15 protein-coding genes, 1 tRNA gene and 1 pseudogene are annotated in these 17926 nt (G+C 55.4%); 15 read left to right on the top strand and 2 right to left on the bottom strand.

Annotated elements, in window-relative coordinates:
- Nucleotides 1–355: 355 nt before the first annotated feature.
- The gene (locus tag ACPZMI_RS19540; RefSeq protein ID WP_402762789.1) at nucleotides 356–793 is read right to left on the bottom strand and encodes a hypothetical protein; all 438 of its coding nucleotides are present in this window, start codon (nucleotides 791–793) and stop codon (nucleotides 356–358) included.
- Between ACPZMI_RS19540 and trmL the strand changes: the two genes are divergently transcribed.
- The gene (trmL, locus tag ACPZMI_RS19535) at nucleotides 792–1247 is read left to right on the top strand and encodes a tRNA (uridine(34)/cytosine(34)/5-carboxymethylaminomethyluridine(34)-2'-O)-methyltransferase TrmL (protein WP_186665737.1); all 456 of its coding nucleotides are present in this window, start codon (nucleotides 792–794) and stop codon (nucleotides 1245–1247) included. The two genes, ACPZMI_RS19540 and trmL, sit on opposite strands and share 2 nt — an antisense overlap.
- Before the next feature lie 77 nt (nucleotides 1248–1324).
- Here trmL and gabP read toward each other — a convergent pair whose 3' ends face one another.
- Entirely contained in the window at nucleotides 1325–2713 is a 1389-nt protein-coding gene (gene gabP / locus ACPZMI_RS19530; RefSeq protein WP_054895290.1) for a GABA permease, read from the bottom strand.
- Nucleotides 2714–3356: 643 nt separating this feature from the next.
- On the opposite strand from gabP, the gene ACPZMI_RS19525 reads away from it, so the two are divergent.
- From ACPZMI_RS19525 to ACPZMI_RS19460, 14 genes and pseudogenes are all read left to right on the top strand, one after another.
- A complete protein-coding gene (locus tag ACPZMI_RS19525; RefSeq protein ID WP_426352867.1) occupies nucleotides 3357–4130 on the top strand; it encodes an ABC transporter ATP-binding protein in 774 nt (257 codons plus the stop codon).
- Between the two features lie 12 nt (nucleotides 4131–4142).
- The gene (locus ACPZMI_RS19520) at nucleotides 4143–4895 is read left to right on the top strand and encodes an ABC transporter substrate-binding protein (protein WP_186665736.1); all 753 of its coding nucleotides are present in this window, start codon (nucleotides 4143–4145) and stop codon (nucleotides 4893–4895) included.
- Between the two features lie 57 nt (nucleotides 4896–4952).
- Nucleotides 4953–5648, top strand: coding sequence for an ABC transporter permease (locus ACPZMI_RS19515; RefSeq protein WP_186665733.1), 696 nt, complete (start codon nucleotides 4953–4955; stop codon nucleotides 5646–5648).
- Nucleotides 5645–6334 (top strand): ABC transporter permease, encoded by a 690-nt coding sequence (locus ACPZMI_RS19510; RefSeq protein WP_186665732.1) that lies wholly within the window; start codon nucleotides 5645–5647, stop codon nucleotides 6332–6334. The genes ACPZMI_RS19515 and ACPZMI_RS19510 overlap by 4 nt, the downstream gene beginning before the upstream one ends.
- A 116-nt stretch (nucleotides 6335–6450) precedes the next feature.
- On the top strand, nucleotides 6451–7668 hold the full coding sequence (locus tag ACPZMI_RS19505; RefSeq protein WP_426352866.1) for a methyltransferase: 1218 nt from the start codon (nucleotides 6451–6453) through the stop codon (nucleotides 7666–7668).
- Nucleotides 7669–8147: 479 nt separating this feature from the next.
- The gene (locus tag ACPZMI_RS19500) at nucleotides 8148–8726 is read left to right on the top strand and encodes a hypothetical protein (RefSeq protein ID WP_186721381.1); all 579 of its coding nucleotides are present in this window, start codon (nucleotides 8148–8150) and stop codon (nucleotides 8724–8726) included.
- Between the two features lie 9 nt (nucleotides 8727–8735).
- The gene (locus tag ACPZMI_RS19495; RefSeq protein ID WP_043211003.1) at nucleotides 8736–8942 is read left to right on the top strand and encodes a helix-turn-helix domain-containing protein; all 207 of its coding nucleotides are present in this window, start codon (nucleotides 8736–8738) and stop codon (nucleotides 8940–8942) included.
- A gap of 18 nt (nucleotides 8943–8960) precedes the next feature.
- Nucleotides 8961–9341 carry a hypothetical protein gene (locus ACPZMI_RS19490; RefSeq protein WP_186711746.1) on the top strand — a complete coding sequence of 127 codons (381 nt, stop codon included), beginning with the start codon at nucleotides 8961–8963 and terminating at the stop codon, nucleotides 9339–9341.
- Between the two features lie 21 nt (nucleotides 9342–9362).
- Nucleotides 9363–9617: a hypothetical protein gene (locus ACPZMI_RS19485; protein WP_226938352.1), complete on the top strand. Its 255-nt coding sequence runs from the start codon at nucleotides 9363–9365 to the stop codon at nucleotides 9615–9617.
- Between the two features lie 97 nt (nucleotides 9618–9714).
- A tRNA-Thr gene (locus tag ACPZMI_RS19480) sits at nucleotides 9715–9790 on the top strand.
- A gap of 162 nt (nucleotides 9791–9952) precedes the next feature.
- A pseudogene (locus ACPZMI_RS19475) lies at nucleotides 9953–11272 on the top strand (tyrosine-type recombinase/integrase).
- A 1511-nt stretch (nucleotides 11273–12783) separates the two neighbouring features.
- The gene (locus ACPZMI_RS19470) at nucleotides 12784–16200 is read left to right on the top strand and encodes a hypothetical protein (RefSeq protein WP_426352865.1); all 3417 of its coding nucleotides are present in this window, start codon (nucleotides 12784–12786) and stop codon (nucleotides 16198–16200) included.
- Nucleotides 16194–16658 (top strand): response regulator transcription factor, encoded by a 465-nt coding sequence (locus ACPZMI_RS19465; RefSeq protein ID WP_426352864.1) that lies wholly within the window; start codon nucleotides 16194–16196, stop codon nucleotides 16656–16658. Before ACPZMI_RS19470 ends, ACPZMI_RS19465 begins: the two co-directional genes overlap by 7 nt.
- On the top strand, nucleotides 16655–17905 hold the full coding sequence (locus tag ACPZMI_RS19460) for a phosphorylase family protein (RefSeq protein WP_426352863.1): 1251 nt from the start codon (nucleotides 16655–16657) through the stop codon (nucleotides 17903–17905). Before ACPZMI_RS19465 ends, ACPZMI_RS19460 begins: the two co-directional genes overlap by 4 nt.
- Nucleotides 17906–17926: the final 21 nt, after the last annotated feature.

Below are 17926 nucleotides of genomic sequence, written 5' to 3'. Positions count from 1 at the left end.
TTCGCGGGCAAGCCCGCTCCTACAAAAACATAGCCTGCCTACCCCACCAGTCCTCCTCTGCACCGATCCTGTGCCACTTGCACCTCGGCAAGGCACAAATTCCTTGAATCCTCGCAAAACCGCCCTGAAAGCCCAGTATTTCCGGGCCTTTCAAAACTGGCACGCCACCTGCAATAGGTACTGTATCTCCAGTTTCGGGGGCCTCGGTACAGGCAGGCCGGGATATCCCCCTCTTTTATTCGCAACACCGCCCGTTTTGGGGACCTCGGTACAGGCAGGCCGGGACTCCCTCTTTTATTCGCAACATCGCCCGTTTTGGGGACCTTGGTACAGGCAGGCCGAGACATCCCCTCTTTTATTCGTGCAGCCTCACCTGCACTCGCCAGTGTCCGGCGTCCTCTGCAGCGGCCCAGGTGCCGCTCAGAGGACGCGCGGCAACCACCGTCAGTACCAACCCCTCCTCGCTCTGCTGCAAGCGCCAGCCCACCGGCCGGCCCTGCAGGCTCAACTGTCCGCGCTGGGCCTTGCCCTCGGCCTGGAACACCACGGCCACCGTCCCTTCGACGTTTTCGCCATGCAGCTTGGGGGCTTCGTTGAACCACAGGTCGAGGCCATCCTGCACCACCTCGACCCGCTCGAGCACACGAACGTCAGGCGCGGTCAGGCGACCGATCATCAGCCCCACCATCACACCGACGATCGCCATCGACAGCAACACACGCGGCCAAGCCTTCGAACGCGGGTCCGGTTCGAGGGTAGAATGCTCGTCATCTTCGTGCCTGGAGCCGTGCATGTTTCACGTCATCCTCTTTCAACCAGAAATTCCGCCGAACACCGGCAATATCATCCGCCTCTGCGCCAACAGCGGCTGCGACCTGCACCTGATCGAGCCGATCGGCTTCGAGCTGGACGACAAGCGCCTGCGTCGTGCGGGGCTGGATTACCACGAGTATGCCACGCTCAAGCGCCACGAGAGCCTCGAAGCATGCCTGGAGAGCCTGGGGCAGCCGCGCCTGTTCGCCTTCACCACCAAGGCCTCGCACCCCTTCCATGAAGTGGCCTACCAGCCGGGCGATGCCTTCCTGTTCGGCCCTGAAAGCCGCGGCCTGCCTGCCGAGGTGCTGGACAGCCTGCCCGCCGAGCAACGCCTGCGCCTGCCGATGCGGCCCGGGTGTCGTAGCCTGAACCTGTCCAATACCGTGGCCGTCACGGTATACGAGGCCTGGCGCCAGCAAGGCTTTGCCTGAGCAAGACAGCGATTCGCCGCCCATGAAAAAGGCCGCGCCCCTCACAGGACGCGGCCTTTTCATTTGCGCGATGCGGATCAGTTATCCAGCGCCACCTGCCCGGCAGCACCGCGCTTGCGGTGCAGCAAAAGGCCCGCCGCGACCACGGCGATGCTCAGCAAGGCCGTCGCGATGATCTCGATCCGGTGATCTTCACGCAGCGCCATCACCACCAGCACAGCCACGATGAAGGCAATGGTCGCCCAGGTCAGCCCCGGGAACAGCCACATCTTGAACGAGATCTTCTCGCCGCGCGCTTCACGTTGGGCACGCATGCGCAGCTGGGAAACGGCGATCACCAGGTACACCAGCAGCGCAATGGCGCCGGAGCTGGCCAGCAGGAACTCGAACACCTGGGCCGGCGCGACGAAGTTGGCGAACACGCAGAGGAAGGCCGCAGCGGTCGACAGCATGACCGCCCAGTGCGGGGTGCCCGCCTTGGTGGTGCGCTGGGCCACGGCCGGTGCGTCGCCACGCTTGCTCAGGGAGAACAGCATGCGCGAAGAGGTGTACAGCGCCGAGTTCAGGCAGCTGGTCACGGCGATCAACACGACGATGTCGACGATCAGCTTGGCATTGGGCACACCGATCAGGCTCAAGACGGTCTGGTAGGAACCTTTTTCCGCGAGGGTCGGATCGTTCCACGGCACCATGGCCACGACCAGGAAGATCGACACCAGGTAGAACAGGCAGATACGCCAGATCACCGAGTTGGTCGCACGGCTGATCTGCTTGCCCGGGTCCTTGGACTCGGCGGCCGCGATGGTGACGATTTCGGTGCCCATGAACGAGAACATGGTGGTCAGCATGGCCGCCAGCACTGCACCGAGGCCATTGGGCATGAAGCCCTGGGTATCGAACAGGTGGCTGACACCGCTGACCTGGCTGCCCGGCACCATGCCGAACATGGCCGCGCAGCCGACGACGATGAAGGCGATGATCGCCAGCACCTTGAGCAGGGCGAACCAGAACTCGAACTCGCCGTAGTTCTTCACGCTGAACAGGTTGGTGATGGTCAGCGCCAGGGTGATCACCAGCGAGAACGCCCACAGGTCGACGGCCGGGAACCAGGCATGCAGGATCGCTGCAGCGGCGTTGGCCTCCAGCGGGATCACCAGCACCCAGAACCACCAGTACAGCCAGCCGATGGTGAAGCCGGCCCAGCGCCCGATGGCGCGGTCGGCGTAGGTCGAGAACGAACCGGTGTCTGGCGAGGCGACGGCCATCTCGCCGAGCATGCGCATCACCAGCACCACGAGAGTACCGGCAGCGGCATAGGCGAGCAGGACCGCCGGGCCGGCTGCGGCAATGGCGTGGCCGGAGCCGACGAACAGACCGGCGCCGATGACGCCAGCAATGGACAGCATGGTGACATGCCGTTGTTTGAGCCCCTGAGCGAGGTCATTGGAATTGTGCTTACCGCTCATAAAACTACCTTTGTAAGGAGTGGACCACCCGATTGCTGATAACGAAGCGCGCCAGGGGTTGATTTAGACGCCTTGGCAATCGGCGCTTTCCAGCTGGCAATAAGTGCGCCAGCGCGGAAAATCATTCGTCTGAATATTGCTTCAGTCCCGAATGGCGGGGCCTTGCGGGCATTCGGCCAGGGTTTGACCGAATGCACATCCAGGCCTGCGGGCCAAGTGTGCATTACTGAAATACCCACTTACAAATGCACTAAAGGTAGTCCTTGGTAACACCTTTGCCCCGATCAGGGGCACAAAAGGTGCAACCTCGGCGTGCAACCTTGAGTCGGTGGTGTGGCCTTCGCGGGCAAGCCCGCTCCTACGGTTGGGGCGGGGGCGCACTAGTGAACAAAACCAAAACTCCTTCCCTCCCCCGCCCAAAACTGGCACCATCGCGCCTTTTTTCATCAAGGCTCCGGCGCCAAGCGCACCGTGTTGCGGACATCCGCGCGACGTTGCACTGCAGCGATGCGACAAACTGTCCTGTCAACGACCCGAGCCTGCTGCGACCCGGTTGGCCGCCATTACGCCGCTATGCTAGCGTTGCGCTCGCCAGGAAGGCCGCCAACAGCTGGGAACGCACCCGAACACATGAGGACCGCACATGGCCCAGGCCACGCCCGCGCTGGAAATCCGCAATCTGCACAAACGCTACGGCGATCAGGAAATTCTCAAGGGCATTTCGCTGACCGCGCGCGACGGTGACGTGATCTCGATCCTCGGTTCGTCCGGTTCCGGCAAGTCCACCCTGCTGCGCTGCATCAACCTGCTCGAGAACCCGCACCAGGGTGAAATCCTCGTCGCCGGCGAAGCGCTCAAGCTCAAGCCCACCAAGACCGGCGACCTGATCGCCGCCGACAACCGCCAGATCAACCGTCTGCGCAGCGAAATCGGCTTCGTCTTCCAGAATTTCAACCTGTGGCCGCACATGTCGATCCTCGACAACATCATCGAGGCGCCACGCCGCGTGCTCGGCCAGAGCAAGGCCGAGGCCATCGAAGCGGCCGAGGCGCTGCTGAACAAGGTCGGCATCCACGACAAGCGTCACAGCTATCCCGCCCAACTTTCCGGTGGCCAGCAGCAGCGCGCCGCCATCGCCCGCACCCTGGCCATGAGGCCCAAGGTCATCCTGTTCGACGAGCCGACTTCGGCGCTCGATCCGGAAATGGTCCAGGAAGTGCTTAACGTTATCCGCGCACTGGCCGACGAAGGCCGTACCATGCTGCTGGTAACGCACGAGATGAACTTTGCCCGCCAGGTGTCCAGTGAAGTGGTCTTCCTGCACCAGGGCCTCGTGGAAGAGCAAGGATCGCCGCAACAGGTCTTCGAAAACCCGACCTCGGCGCGTTGCAAGCAATTCATGTCCAGCCACCGCTAAACGGAGCAACACATGCAGACCTACAAGAAATTCCTCCTGGCCGCTGCCGCCACGCTGGTGATGTCGGCCAACGCCCTGGCCGCGGAAAAACTGCGCATGGGTATCGAGGCGGCCTACCCGCCGTTCAACAACAAGGATGCCAGCGGTAACGTGGTCGGCTTCGACAAGGACATCGGCGACGCCCTGTGCGCCAAGATGAAAGTCGAGTGCTCGGTCGTGACCTCCGACTGGGACGGCATCATCCCCGCCCTGAACGCCAAGAAGTTCGACTTCCTGGTGTCGTCGCTGTCGATCACCGACGAGCGCAAGCAGGCCGTGGACTTCACCGAGCCCTACTACTCCAACAAGCTGCAGTTCATCGCGCCGAAAAACGCTGACTTCAAGACCGACAAGGCTTCGCTCAAGGGCAAGACCATCGGCACCCAGCGCGCCACCCTGGCCGGCACCTGGCTGGAAGACCACTACGGCAGCGATGTCGATGTGAAGCTCTACGATACCCAGGAAAACGCCTACCTGGACCTGATCGCCGGCCGTATCGACGGCATCCTGGCCGACAAGTACGTGCAGTACGAGTGGCTCAAGAGCAAGGACGGCCAGAACTACGAGTTCAAGGGCGACCCGGTGGAAGAGAGCGACAAGATCGGTATCGCCGTGCGTAAAGGCGATCCGCTGCGTGAGAAGCTGAACGCTGCTCTGAAGGAAATAATCGCCGACGGCACGTACAAGAAGATCAACGACAAGTACTTCCCGTTCAGCATCTACTGATACGCCCCGACTGGCACCGCCGCTGCGCGGTGCCGGTCCCTTGAACGCACCCTGCCCATGAATATCGACCTGCACGGATTCGGTCCGGCCATGTTGGCTGGCACCCTGATGACCGTAAAACTGGCGCTCTGTGCCTTGCTGCTGGGGCTGGTCCTTGGACTGCTCGGCGCACTGGCCAAGACCTCGCCGATCAAGCCACTGCAATGGCTTGGCGGCACCTACTCGACCCTGGTTCGCGGCGTGCCCGAACTGCTGTGGGTCCTGCTGATCTATTTCGGCACCGTCGGGCTGATGAGCAGCCTCGGCGATGCCCTGAACATGCCCGGCCTGGAGCTCAGCGCCTTCGCCGCGGGCGTGATCGCCCTGGGCCTGTGCTTCGGCGCCTACGCCACGGAAGTGTTCCGTGGCGCGATCCTGGCGATCCCCAAGGGCCACCGTGAAGCGGGCCTGGCACTGGGGCTGTCGAAGGGGCGCATCCTGTCGCGGATCATCCTGCCGCAGATGTGGCGCGTGGCCCTGCCGGGCCTGGGCAACCTGTTCATGATCCTGATGAAGGACACTGCACTGGTGTCGGTGATCGGCCTCGAAGAAATCATGCGCCACGCCCAGATCGGCGTGACCGTGACCAAGGAGCCGTTCACCTTCTATGCCGTCGCCGCCTGCATCTACCTGTGCCTGACCATCGTCGCCATGGCCGGCATGCATTTCCTTGAAAAACGCGCCGCTCGCGGCTTCATGAGGGCCGCGCAATGAACTGGGAAGTCATCATCAAGTGGCTGCCACGCCTGGCCCAGGGCGCGACCCTGACCCTGGAGCTGGTGGCCATCGCGGTCGTTGCCGGGCTGATCCTGGCCATCCCGCTGGGCATCGCCCGTTCCTCGCGCCACTGGTACGTGCGCGCCCTGCCCTACGGCTACATCTTCTTCTTCCGCGGCACACCGCTGCTGGTGCAGTTGTTCCTGGTGTACTACGGCCTGGCGCAGTTCGACCTGGTGCGTAGCAGCTCGCTGTGGCCCTACCTGCGCGATCCGTTCTGGTGCACGGTGCTGACCATGACTCTGCACACCGCCGCCTACATCGCCGAGATCCTGCGCGGTGCGCTGCAGGCGATCCCCAAGGGCGAGATCGAGGCGGCGCGCGCGCTGGGCATGTCGCGCGGCAAGGCACTGTTCTACATCATGCTGCCGCGCGCCGCGCGCATCGGCCTGCCGGCGTACAGCAACGAAGTGATCCTGATGCTCAAGGCCAGCGCCCTGGCCAGTACCGTGACGCTGCTGGAACTGACCGGCATGGCGCGCACGATCATCGCCCGCACCTACCTGCCGGTGGAGATCTTCTTTGCGGCGGGCGTGTTCTACCTGTTGATTTCGTTCGTCCTGGTGCAGGGTTTCAAGCTGCTCGAGCGCTGGTTGCGCGTCGACGCCTGCCAGGGGCGGTGATCTGAACCCGCGCTGACCTTTTCGCGGGCAAGTCCGCTGCCACAGCTACCCACATGCTTGGGGGGTTGTTGTAGGAGCGGGCTTGCCCGCGAAGGCCGCCCCACCGACCACCCGCCATGCCCTCGACCCCATTCCTCCCCCCCGACCAACTGAACGAGCGCTTCCAGGCCCTGGACCAATTCCTGCGCCAGCACGAACCCCTCTGGAAACCCCGCCCCTTCACCGCCCTGCACCTGGAATGGGAATCCCGCCATCCCGAGCTCGCCCAATGGCTGCGCACGCGCCCCCTGGAGCAAGCCGAAGCCGCCGCACAGCACCCTGAACGACTGCCCGCCCCCGCGCCCTTCCCGCAACTCGCGGACCAGGCCCGGGAGTTGTCCCGCGTCGACGAACTGCCCCTGGCCGACCTGCACACAGCGGGTCATCGCCTGGCGGTCAACGTGCCCGGCCGCAAGTGGCAGCAGATCGAAGCCTTCGGCAGCCGCCTGAGCTTCAAGCAGCCCGCGACCCACTGGCTGGACTGGTGTTCGGGCAAAGGGCACCTGGGCCGTCGGCTGCTGCAACCCGGCCAGCAATTGACCTGCCTCGAATACGACGCCGAGCTGGTCGCAGCCGGCCAGGCACTGAGTGACCACCACCACCTGCCCGCGCACCACCTGCACCAGGACGTGATGGCCGCTGACAGCGTTCGCCACCTGACCCGCGATCACAGCGTGGTCGCCCTGCACGCCTGCGGCGACCTGCACGTGCGCCTGCTGCAACTGGCCAGCGCGCAAGGCTGCCGACAGATCGCCATCGCACCCTGCTGCTACAACCGCACCCAGCGCGAGCATTACCAGGCACTGTCGAGTACCGCGCAGGCCTCGACATTGCAACTGAGCATCACCGACCTCGGCCTGCCACTGAGCGAAACCGTCACCTCCGGCGCCCGCGCGCGCCGCCTGCGCGACACCTCGATGGCCCGTCGCCTGGGCTTCGACCTGCTGCAGCGCCAGCAGCGCCACTGCGACGACTACTTGCCGACCCCATCGCTGCCAACCGCCTGGCTGGACAAATCCTTCGAAGACTACTGCCGCGACCTCGCAGCCCTGCGCCAGGTGCCGCTGATCGGCCACCCCAACTGGCCGGCGCTGGAAGCCGCCGGCTGGCAACGCCTGGCCGAAGTGCGCAACCTCGAACTGCTGCGCAACCTGTTCCGTCGACCGCTGGAGTTGTGGCTGGTGCTCGATCGTGCGCTGTTCCTGCAGGAACAGGGTTACAACGTGCGCCTGGGCGAGTTCTGCAGCTATCCACTGACTCCGCGCAACCTACTGCTGCTGGGGGAGCGGGAATAGCCGGAAAACCTGTGGATAACTCTGTGAACAAGCTTGTGATGAAATTCACGGCTTATTGGATCCACTGGCTATTTCACCCGCTTCACTTATTCCCTTCAGTAAGCGAACGCCAACAAAAACAGGCCTTTGCGCAAAGACCAACGGCGCAGCGCTTCGGCATGCCTCTCGCACAGCACCTGCATGCCGCTTGTGCATAAGCCAAATCCCAGATCCGACGCAAGCCCCTGGTAGCAACTCCTTTTGTTCAGAATCTAAAGGCCTGCCCAATCCCCTGTGGGAGCGGGCTTGTCCCGCGAACACGGGCGTAGCCCGTGCCAGGCAGCGCGGTGTCTTCTTCGCGGGTAAACCCGCTCCCACACCTGGTTCAAGTTCCCACTGCGGCAAAGCGTCGCAAAAGCTATTACAGCAAAATAAATTATTGTATTACGATAATTTATCAAGAATAATCCACCCCGTTCATCACTGTACGGAGGCACCCCATGAACAGTAGATCCGTCGCCTATGCGCGCTCCCGATTGCGCACCATCGGCGCCCTGGCCGCCCTTCTGGCCTGGACCACCGCTGCCGTCGAGTTCGGCGGCACGCCGATGCTCTGGCTGCTCGACTACCCCACCATGGTTTCCGCCTACCTGCAGGCCTACGGCGACCAGATGCCGCTGCTCCTCGCCGAAGGCTACCAACCGTCTCACCTGGCGATCGGCCTGGTGTTCTTCCTCGACCTGATTCCCACCGCCATTTCGGCATTCGCCCTGCTACTGACCGGCATCTTCTTCATGCGCCTGTCCAAGGGCCAGACTTGGACCCTGCCCAACATCCGCCTGCTCTGGTGGGTCGGCCTGCTGTGCATCGGCTCGCCGCTGCTCTGGTCGCTGATCGGCACCTTCGAAGGCCTGGCCCTGGCCATCGACCTGCCTGCCGGGGAAAGAAGCTTCAGCGTGTCGATCGGTGTATCATCCGAGGCTGTCTACGAGATCATGAAAGGCATTCTGCTCTGCGCCTTCTCGCTACTCATGCGTGACGCCAAGACCATCAGCGATGAACACAACTGTTATGTCTAGCCAGCCCTTATGCCGATAATCATCCGCCTCGACGTCGTCATGGCCCGGAACAAGATCCGTTCCAAAGACCTGGCGGAAATCATCGGCATAACGGAAGCGAACCTGTCGCTGCTGAAGAACGGCAAGATCAAGGGTTTCAAGATCGAAACCCTCGAGAAGCTGTGTCGCGCGCTGAACTGCCAACCCGGCGACCTGCTGGAGTTCAGCGAGGAATGATCAAGGACTGCAACACCCATGTATTTGCCCCACAAAGGTTTACTCGCCGTACTGCTGGCCACCTGGCTGATCAGCGGCTGCGGCCCGAGTTACACGTATAGGTATTCGCCACCGCCCAGCGCGCATGGCATGAACTGCATCAACAGCTGCTCGAGCGAGCGCAGGCATTGCCAGCAACTGGAGCGTCTGGAACAAAACAGCCAGCGCGCCCTGTACCAGGCCGAAATGCGTGCCTACCAGTACTGCAAGACCGGCAAGAGCAAGAAGGAAGCGCGTCACAACTGCTACCAGCCGAGCTACCCATTCGGCAGCTCATCCAGCTACAGTTGCGGCCGCGAATACGACAGCTGCTACATGGCCTGCGGTGGCACCATCCAGCGCATTCGCAACCCAGATTGATAGATGAACGGATTTCGACACGTGAAATACACCACGCCTTTCACCCTTCTGGCCCTTGGCCTGGCCCTGAGCGGCTGCTCCAGCAGTAGCAGCAGCTACACCCCAAGGACCTCGAACCTGGACTGGGAAACCCCCGGCATGCAGCTCGGCGGCGACCGCGGCCTGCCCCTGCGAGTGGACGACCGCTGCCGCAAGCGCGGTTGCGACAACCACAAGCTGTTTTTCAACCCCGCAGAGCCTGAACCGAGCGTCAACACCATCCACCGCGGCTGGTAGGATTTTCTCCTTTTGGGGCGGTGACTTAGGCGATTTCGCGTTGAATGCAAGGAAGTGGTTTACAGCAGCCAACCGATCGCTATAATGACGCCCCTGTGCCGGTATAGCTCAGATGGTAGAGCAACTGACTTGTAATCAGTAGGTCCCGGGTTCGATTCCTGGTGCCGGCACCATTCAAGGTTCCATAGAGAGCTTTCAAAATCTCTGGAACCCCCGAAAAACCCGCCTTCTGGCGGGTTTTTTCGTTTTGGCGTTCCGTCGGATTCCGAGGGTAGCCAGCGCTAATAAGGGTACTTTTAAGGATACCTACCAATTCGACATTGGAAAGTACCCTTATGGCTCGCACAACGGCACCCCTTACCGACAACGCCTGCCGCACTGCAAAGGCTCGCGAACGTGAGTACAAGCTTTTTGACGGCGATGGCCTTTACCTGCTCGTGAAGCCCAACGGTCGCAAAGGCTGGCGGCTCAGGTACGTGAAGCCCGATGGTCGCGAGGGCCTGACCTCACTCGGCAATTACCCGGTGGTCGGGCTGGCTGACGCTCGCCACAAGCGCTTCGAGCTCAAACAGCAGCTCGCCAACGGCATTGACCCTATCCAGTCCAAGCAGCAGGCCAAGGTGCAAGCCGTGATCAATGGCCGAACCTTCGAAAGCGTTGCGCTCGATTGGTATGCCGGGATGGTGCCGAAGTGGGCGCCGGGCCACGCCAAGACTGTGCTCAGCCGGTTGAAGACTCACGTATTCCCTTTGTTAGGTGCCAGGGCAATCGTTGAGTTGGACACCCACGACCTCATGCAGCCACTGGAGGCTGTGACGAAGCGCGGCACCATCGACGTGGCGCTCAGGATCAAGAACTACCTGCAAAGCATCATGCGCGAAGCCAAACGGCTGCGGCTGATCACGACGAACCCGGCTCACGATCTCGATGGCTCGATCAAAACGCCACGGGTTACACATCGACCCGCACTACCCTTATCGCGGTTGCCTGAGCTACAGGCGCGTATCGACGGCTACAAAGGTCGTCCGCTCACGCGCCTCACAGTGATGCTATCGCTGCACGTGTTCGTGCGCTCCAGTGAACTGCGCTTCGCCCGCTGGAACGAGTTCGACCTCAAGCGCGGCATCTGGGAAATCCCCGATACCCGCCCGGCGCTGGATGGTGTGCCCTTTTCCACAAGGGGTACAAAAATGGCCGGGGACATCCACGTTGTACCCTTATCGCCGCAGGCAGTGGCCTTGCTTGAGCAGATCCACGCGATCACCGGCAAGTTCGAGCTGGTGTTCGCGGGGGATGCCAAACCGTGGAAGCCGATGTCCGAGAACACGGTGAATGCCGCGCTCAGGAAGATGGGCTACGACACCAAGGTGGATATCTGCGGTCATGGGTTCCGGGCTATGGCGTGCAGTGCGCTGGTCGAGTCCGGGCTGTGGTCAGAGATAGCGATCGAGCGCCAGATGAGCCACAAGGAACGCAACAACGTGCGGGCCGCTTATACCCACAAGGCCGAGTTCCTCGAAGAGCGCCGGATGATCATGACCTGATGGAGTAGGTTTCTGGAGGCGAACCGCGAGGACCATGTGACGCCACATGAGTTTGCCAATCAGACGGGCGAGAACGTCACGCGGCTTCGCAGTGCCAAGAGGACCGAGTAACCCGCCGCACCACCACCTCAACTCGCTGTGAAGTTACCCACAGCACCGCATGAAGCTCTTCCGCGCGGGTCCTTTCAAACGGGGCTGCAAAGCCGCACCGTTTGAAAGGACCATATCTAAGAAAAAACTGCTGGCACAGTTTACGTCTGTGGAAAACCACTGGTGTCCACCGGGAGATAGCTTTATCCACAGGCGCTAAATCCCTGATATCGCGCTGCTTGACGAATATTGTCCACAAGCGTAGACCGGGAGTCGCAAGAGCTGTCGATGACAGCACCCCTGGTGACCCGAACCTTTAAGGTCACGCCGCTCCCGCGGTAGTTCACCCGCAAGTACGATTCGCGTCCGGTAGCTCGTACGGTCACTACCCATGTGAAGGATGCCAACTCAATATCGTTGCCCCTGCGGCAACCACCCTACCCATCTGCTCAGCGGCAACCTATCCGCTTGGCCATTTCGCGTGCGCCAACCTGCGCCCGTCTCTTTCACCGGAAAGAGACGGGCGCTCCTGACACTGCTGCAGCCCTGATCGCACACGGCTCAGCGGCAATTCCCCTCGTGACAATTGGCGTGACAAACGCCGATGTCACCAGCAACAGCCATGCAGATGATGGTGCCGCAGACCAAGGAATGGCCTGCATCTGACTGACAGTCAGGCATGCCCCGGTCATCGCATTGCTGTGTTCACCCGGCTCAGGATCTCGCGGCACTGGTCTCGTCAGCCAATGCAGCCTCCACCCGCCCACCGGTAACGGTGCTCAGGAGGCCAGATCATGAGATGCCCTTGCTCTTGGACGTAAAGAGCCGCCAGTCCCGCGTAGAGGACATCCCCACAGGTCGCAGGGGCCTTGATCCCTGATAACACTCAGCATTCTTGGCGGGATGACGTGGGGTAAGGCTCTTAAGGTCGAGACCTCAAGAACAGTTCGATCATGGCAATCGTAGGTAATAACGATTGACGAAAAGTGGCGAAGGCCGGAATAAGGGACGAAGCCTCGACTGAAGCCCACCAATCAATATGACGGTGGGGATCACGGGAGATTCATGTCTATAGCTATCAGCCCCAAGTCAGAGCAAGGCTTCAGCCCGCTTCGCATTGGATCCGCTATCATAGACCCATAAATCAATATTTGAGCATGCAATAGAAATTATCAATCGGATCCGGTAACTAAAGTCCGCATGCTTCAGCGGCTCTGACCTGACAAGAGCTAGCGGAATTCGCGTGAGCGAAGTCGATGGTGCTAGGCCGGCTTTCTAGGTTGTTTCCGCATTTTACTTCCCATTTTCAACTGATCGAGGGTACATTTCCGTTTCTCTCTGTGGCATTATTTTGCCATGATCAGATATATGAACCTGCCATAACCGGACTCATTAACTCAGAAATTAACCGAGCCATAACAATCAAGATCTCAACTTTCTAACTTTCATATGAAACATTAACTCCAACTGCAAACCTTTGCCATGCACTAGGCAGGGAAGCGCGAACGAACAATTGCTGGCGGGTAGACTATATGGCAAAGGGCAAGGCAAAATCCTCATCAAAGAATAAAAACAAAAGTAGAAGTAGCTTTATTCGAACACTGCAAACACATTCTAAAGCCAGCTCCAGAAGCCAGGTAAATTATAGAGAAGGATTAGCACTAGCTAGAAAACTAACCCCTAGCTCATTATACCCAGCAATTGTTGACGAGTTATTTCGCTCACCCGCGCACAAACATCTTATTGCTCAACTAGAATTTCCCAAAACGTATAGTGAATTCATAAGAATCAAAACCAAGGTTGAGAATCTCACTGAAGACCAAGCCTTCATCTGGCACGCTTCGGTCTTGGGTAAATATATTGATCAACTAATTAGCTTTCCGAGCTTACAAATAGAGCTGGAGGAATTGTTACTCCAAGGCTTTCTGAGCGAAGCTAAAGAGAAATTAGACACCATCGAATCTCTATACGGGGTGTCAATGTGGCTTATAACAAAACGCCTATACTTAATTCAGCTAATGGATGGCGATAGCGCTCAGAAGACATACGTGCAACAAGTAATAGAAAGTCCAGGTTTCAGTATTCTAGCAGCCCTGGCAACCTATTTCATAAGCATGGCATCGGAAGAAGGACAATCACTGTCTCAACTTGAGGAGGAAATGAGTTCATTCCTAACTATGGACTTAATGAAAGAGTTTGCGAAATCTTGCATCCTCCCATATAAACTACATGAAATAGATGCGCTAGGTAGCTTGCTTTCCTTGATGGAGCATCAACCATTAATTGACCGACTTCAAAGTTTTATTGCAGTGGCTCAGGTCGGGACCGCTAGAAATGGAATCTCCGCTGATAGTTACATATACACTGCGGCCAAAATACTTGAGCCATTGCCAGATCCAAGAATTCAAAAAATCATCGCGCTAGTAGAAAAACCCAAAGAAGTCATTGACTATGATTATACTGAAGGTTTAGCGAACTATACGAAAGGTGATTACAACCTAGTCAGAGGCGAGTCCACTGATCTAATTGAGCTTATTGCCACAAGCCATGCCCATCTAAATGAGCCACCATATGATGGAACCCCCAAAAACCTTTACCAGAAAATAATATTCTGGATGTATGAAATACTGAGGCACCCCAACGACTCAGGTGAAAGTTTCGCAAACCTTAAAAAAGTGTCAATATTTTTCACTGGCATATCGTTACCTGCCCGTATCACCGCCTTCCTGCAATGTAAGCAGGACTATATTTTTGACGACGAACTAGATATACAGTCTAACTTGGCTGCCATTTCCGGCCGAACAGATAATCCAAAAAACTGGAAGATCTATCAAAAACTAAACCGAAATTTCGCTTTGCCCATTGATACTAATGACTTAACGTCAAAATTGTACAAGTCTTTATCCCTTGATTATGAGCACGGCGTCGCAGCCTTAAGCTCCCTTGGACTACCCAAGTATCGAGAAGAAGCCTATAAAGGACACTTAGCATCAAACGATAGAAAACTCTCCATTGCGGCCGACCATTATAAAAACTCGATTAACCATGGCAATGACTATGTGAAAAATCGAGGATACAAATACCTGTTTAAGTCACTTTTTGATAACTCGAATTTTTCGGACTGTGCAAAGCTACTAGTGGAAATCCACTTGAGTGGCATTGACGTGCTTTCAACTTATCCGGTAGCTCAGTTAGCCGAGAAACTTTTAGAAGACTATAAATTAACAAGCGATGTCACTACGGCAATTGTATTAAAACTTGCCTCGCTTTTAGATCAAGACTGGGAAAAGCCGCTATCCGACATCTATGAAAACATAATGGACTCCATGGATGTAGATAAACCATCCAGCATTTCGACAGTAGTCTTCCCAGGAAGCCCAAACGAATTAGTGTTTTTCTATAGACACATATGTGTTACGCGAATTCTTGGTGATACTACAGCTTTTACATCTCCAGAGGACATAGATCAAGAGAGGATATCAATATGTCAAAAACTAATCGAACTGGACCCACCCAACGCAAGCGCATACTCAGCAGAAATACGTAGCATAACAAGAGACAGCAAGGTCTCCGCAGCAATAAAGCAAATTGAAGCAAGCAATATCTATGTAGATGAAGAAGGAGTAAAAGTCGCCACCGATAATAACATTAAAGAGCGATATATAAAGTACATGGAGTTGATGTCCTCCCCTGAAAAGGATGCAAAAACACAGGAACTCGCCAAAAACATAGAAAAGATAATTGGCGACAAAATTGATGTTAAGAATATGGAGTTCCCTGCGGTAGATCGAAAGGGAATACTGAGCAATATGATCCACCATTTTGTCCAAAATTTTGCTCTACATCCGGCCTACGGTTTGGATACACACCTGAGCTCAGGTATTCGCCACGGGAAATTTGAAGGACATCTCCGTAACCCCTTGGCAACTCATGATCTCCTTTGTAGTAGAGATAAAGGACGCATAATATTTCCAGTTGGCTGGGACGAGAAAATCCCAGACATGTCACCTCAAGAAAGATTATTCTTGTTTAAAGCTCTTGAGCGATTCACAGTAAAGATTGAATCATTAATAGACAATTTTTTACTGCACCTACTACATATTAGAACTGAGACTCAACCAGTTGGCATGTTCAATATGTTTGCATCTGAAGACGAGCGCTCCGAAATTAGAGAGAAAATCTCAATATGCTCCGACCACAAAGAGTTTATCGAAGTACTTCTCGAATTTAGCTGGGAATTAACCACTAGATCACTATCGAAAATTCAGACAGAGATTGATGTATCACTCAGAAAAAGCGTAATTAACGCCTTTGATTTATTGCTCAACACAATATCCAACAATGAAATATACACACCAGTAATTAAATCAATAATCAACTCAAGAATTGAGGCTGACAAAGTAATAAGTGAAGTTAAAGCCTGGTTCAAAAAGCCGATCAAAGCTCGTCACGACCCATTCGATTTGGACTTAGCACTAGACGTTGGATCAAAACAGATAGAAAACTGTTACGCCAAGCATAAAGCATACGTAACCAGAGAAATAAACACCTCAGTAAAATTTCAAGGCAAGTATATTGGCGGCGTTGTTGAGGTTATTTTCATACTCTTTCAAAATGTTCTTCTACACAGCGGGCACGGAGAGGGGGATTATCATATAATCTTTACAACAAATAAAAATGGTGGGGATTTAACCATTTCCGTAACAAGCAATGTATCGACTGAAACAGATTTAGCTGAGTTGAGTAAAATGGCTGCGTGCGCTGTGGCTAAGTACAACGACAAACTGCTACCGATGGCACGCAAAGAGGGTGGCTCTGGCCTATCAAAAATATGGCGAATTATGAACTATTACCTCAAAAAAACAAGTAATATCTCACTAGAAGTTAGCGATAACGGCCAGTTCACTACTACGCTCACTATCCTTAACGTTGAGGACCTACTATGTTAGTTCATATCATTGAGGATGACGAATTAAAAGCAAGCCGTATTTTAGATTTTTTAAAATCTCAGCATCCCGATTACACTTTCAAAGTAAGTGGAAGCTACCAGAGCGGATTGAAATCCATGGAGGAGGAAACCCCCGACTTTGTTATACTCGACATGACGCTACCTAATTTCGACTACGCCCCTGATCAAAGGGATAGACGAATGCGCCCTTTGGGCGGGTACGACCTAATGAGGAAATTAAAGCGTAAATCATATTCTACGAAAGTAATCATCGTTACACAGCTACCTTCTTTTGATGAAGACAAAAAGAAACTTTCATTTGAAGAAGTGGCGGAGCGGTGTAGACATGAGTTCCCCGATACATTCGTCACAGGCATCTACTTTGACCAAAGTGATATTTCATGGCAGCGCGAATTAATAAGCGCAATCAATTCATTAAACTCAAGGGATGAGATATGATTCGAATTCTGCTAACTGAAGATGAGCAAGAAAAACGAAGATTAATTACCAAGGAGCTAATAAGCACACCAGGCGTCACTATTGACCAAATTGACGTTGCTGTAGATGTGATGGAAGCTAAGAAATTACTAAAAAAAAGAAAGTACGACCTGCTAATCTTGGACCTCAACCTTCCTTCGCGCGCAGGAGAAATAGCAGAGAAGAATTCTGGGCTTGCTATTTTAGATTTCATAAAAATTAATAAGTCAGCAATAAAGCCAACTTATATAGTTGGCATGACGGCATATGAGGAAGCTGCTGCGGAGGCCGAAGATGAGTTCAGTTCACCACTTTGGAAGCTTGTTAGATTCTCATTTAGAGATATGACGTGGGCAACATCACTAACAGCAGCGGTACAGTACATAGTTAGCTCTCATGCGCCACCATATATATGTGATGGCTCCTCGTTCCACACTGATCTTGGAATATTTGTCGCGCTAGATAGCGAAGAACTAAAAAGCATCTTAGACATTGAAATACCATGGGAAAAAATCACAGTCGCACACGACTCATTGACTTACTACACTGGAATATTCAAAAGTGAAGATAAAGAGCTGAGCGTGGTGGTAGCTGCAGCTCCAAAAATGGGTATGCCTGCAGCGGCCGTAGTTACAACAAAACTAATTTCTACATTTAGGCCTAAGTATCTCGCAATCACAGGGATTTGTGCAGGAATTAGAAGTAAGGTAGCGATGGGAGACCTACTAATCGCTGACCCTTCATTTGATTGGGGAAGCGGAAAATGGGAAAAATCTGGCGACACAGTTGAGTTCAAGCCGGCCACATACCAATGGCGACTTGACCCAAATCTTAGTGCAAGCCTTAAGCAGTTCTCAAGCGATCCAGATATTTTGCGAGAAAGCCACAGAAATTTTGATGGAAAAAAGCCAACTCAATTACCGAAAGTGCATATCGAGGCTATGGCAAGTGGTGCAGCTGTGCTTCAGTCACAAGACCATATGGATATGATTCGAAAGCAGCATAAAAATCTGATCGGGATTGAAATGGAAACTTACTCAGTTTTCACAGCTGCAGCGTATGCATCAGATCCAAAGCCAACATGCTTCTCAGTTAAGTCGGTCTGCGACTTTGGTGATGACCACAAAGATGACAATTACCACGAGTATGCTGCCTATATAAGCGCAAGGTTCTTATACAAATTCGCAATCGACACGCTAGAACCGGTTTTCGAGAAGATGACTGAATAGAAATACTGCTATCACGCCAAC

Source organism: Pseudomonas wayambapalatensis (assembly GCF_049942315.1).
GTDB classification, from domain to species: domain Bacteria; phylum Pseudomonadota; class Gammaproteobacteria; order Pseudomonadales; family Pseudomonadaceae; genus Aquipseudomonas; species Aquipseudomonas wayambapalatensis.
Note: the sequence above shows the minus strand (reverse complement) of the source record. Positions and strands in the feature narration are given on the sequence as shown.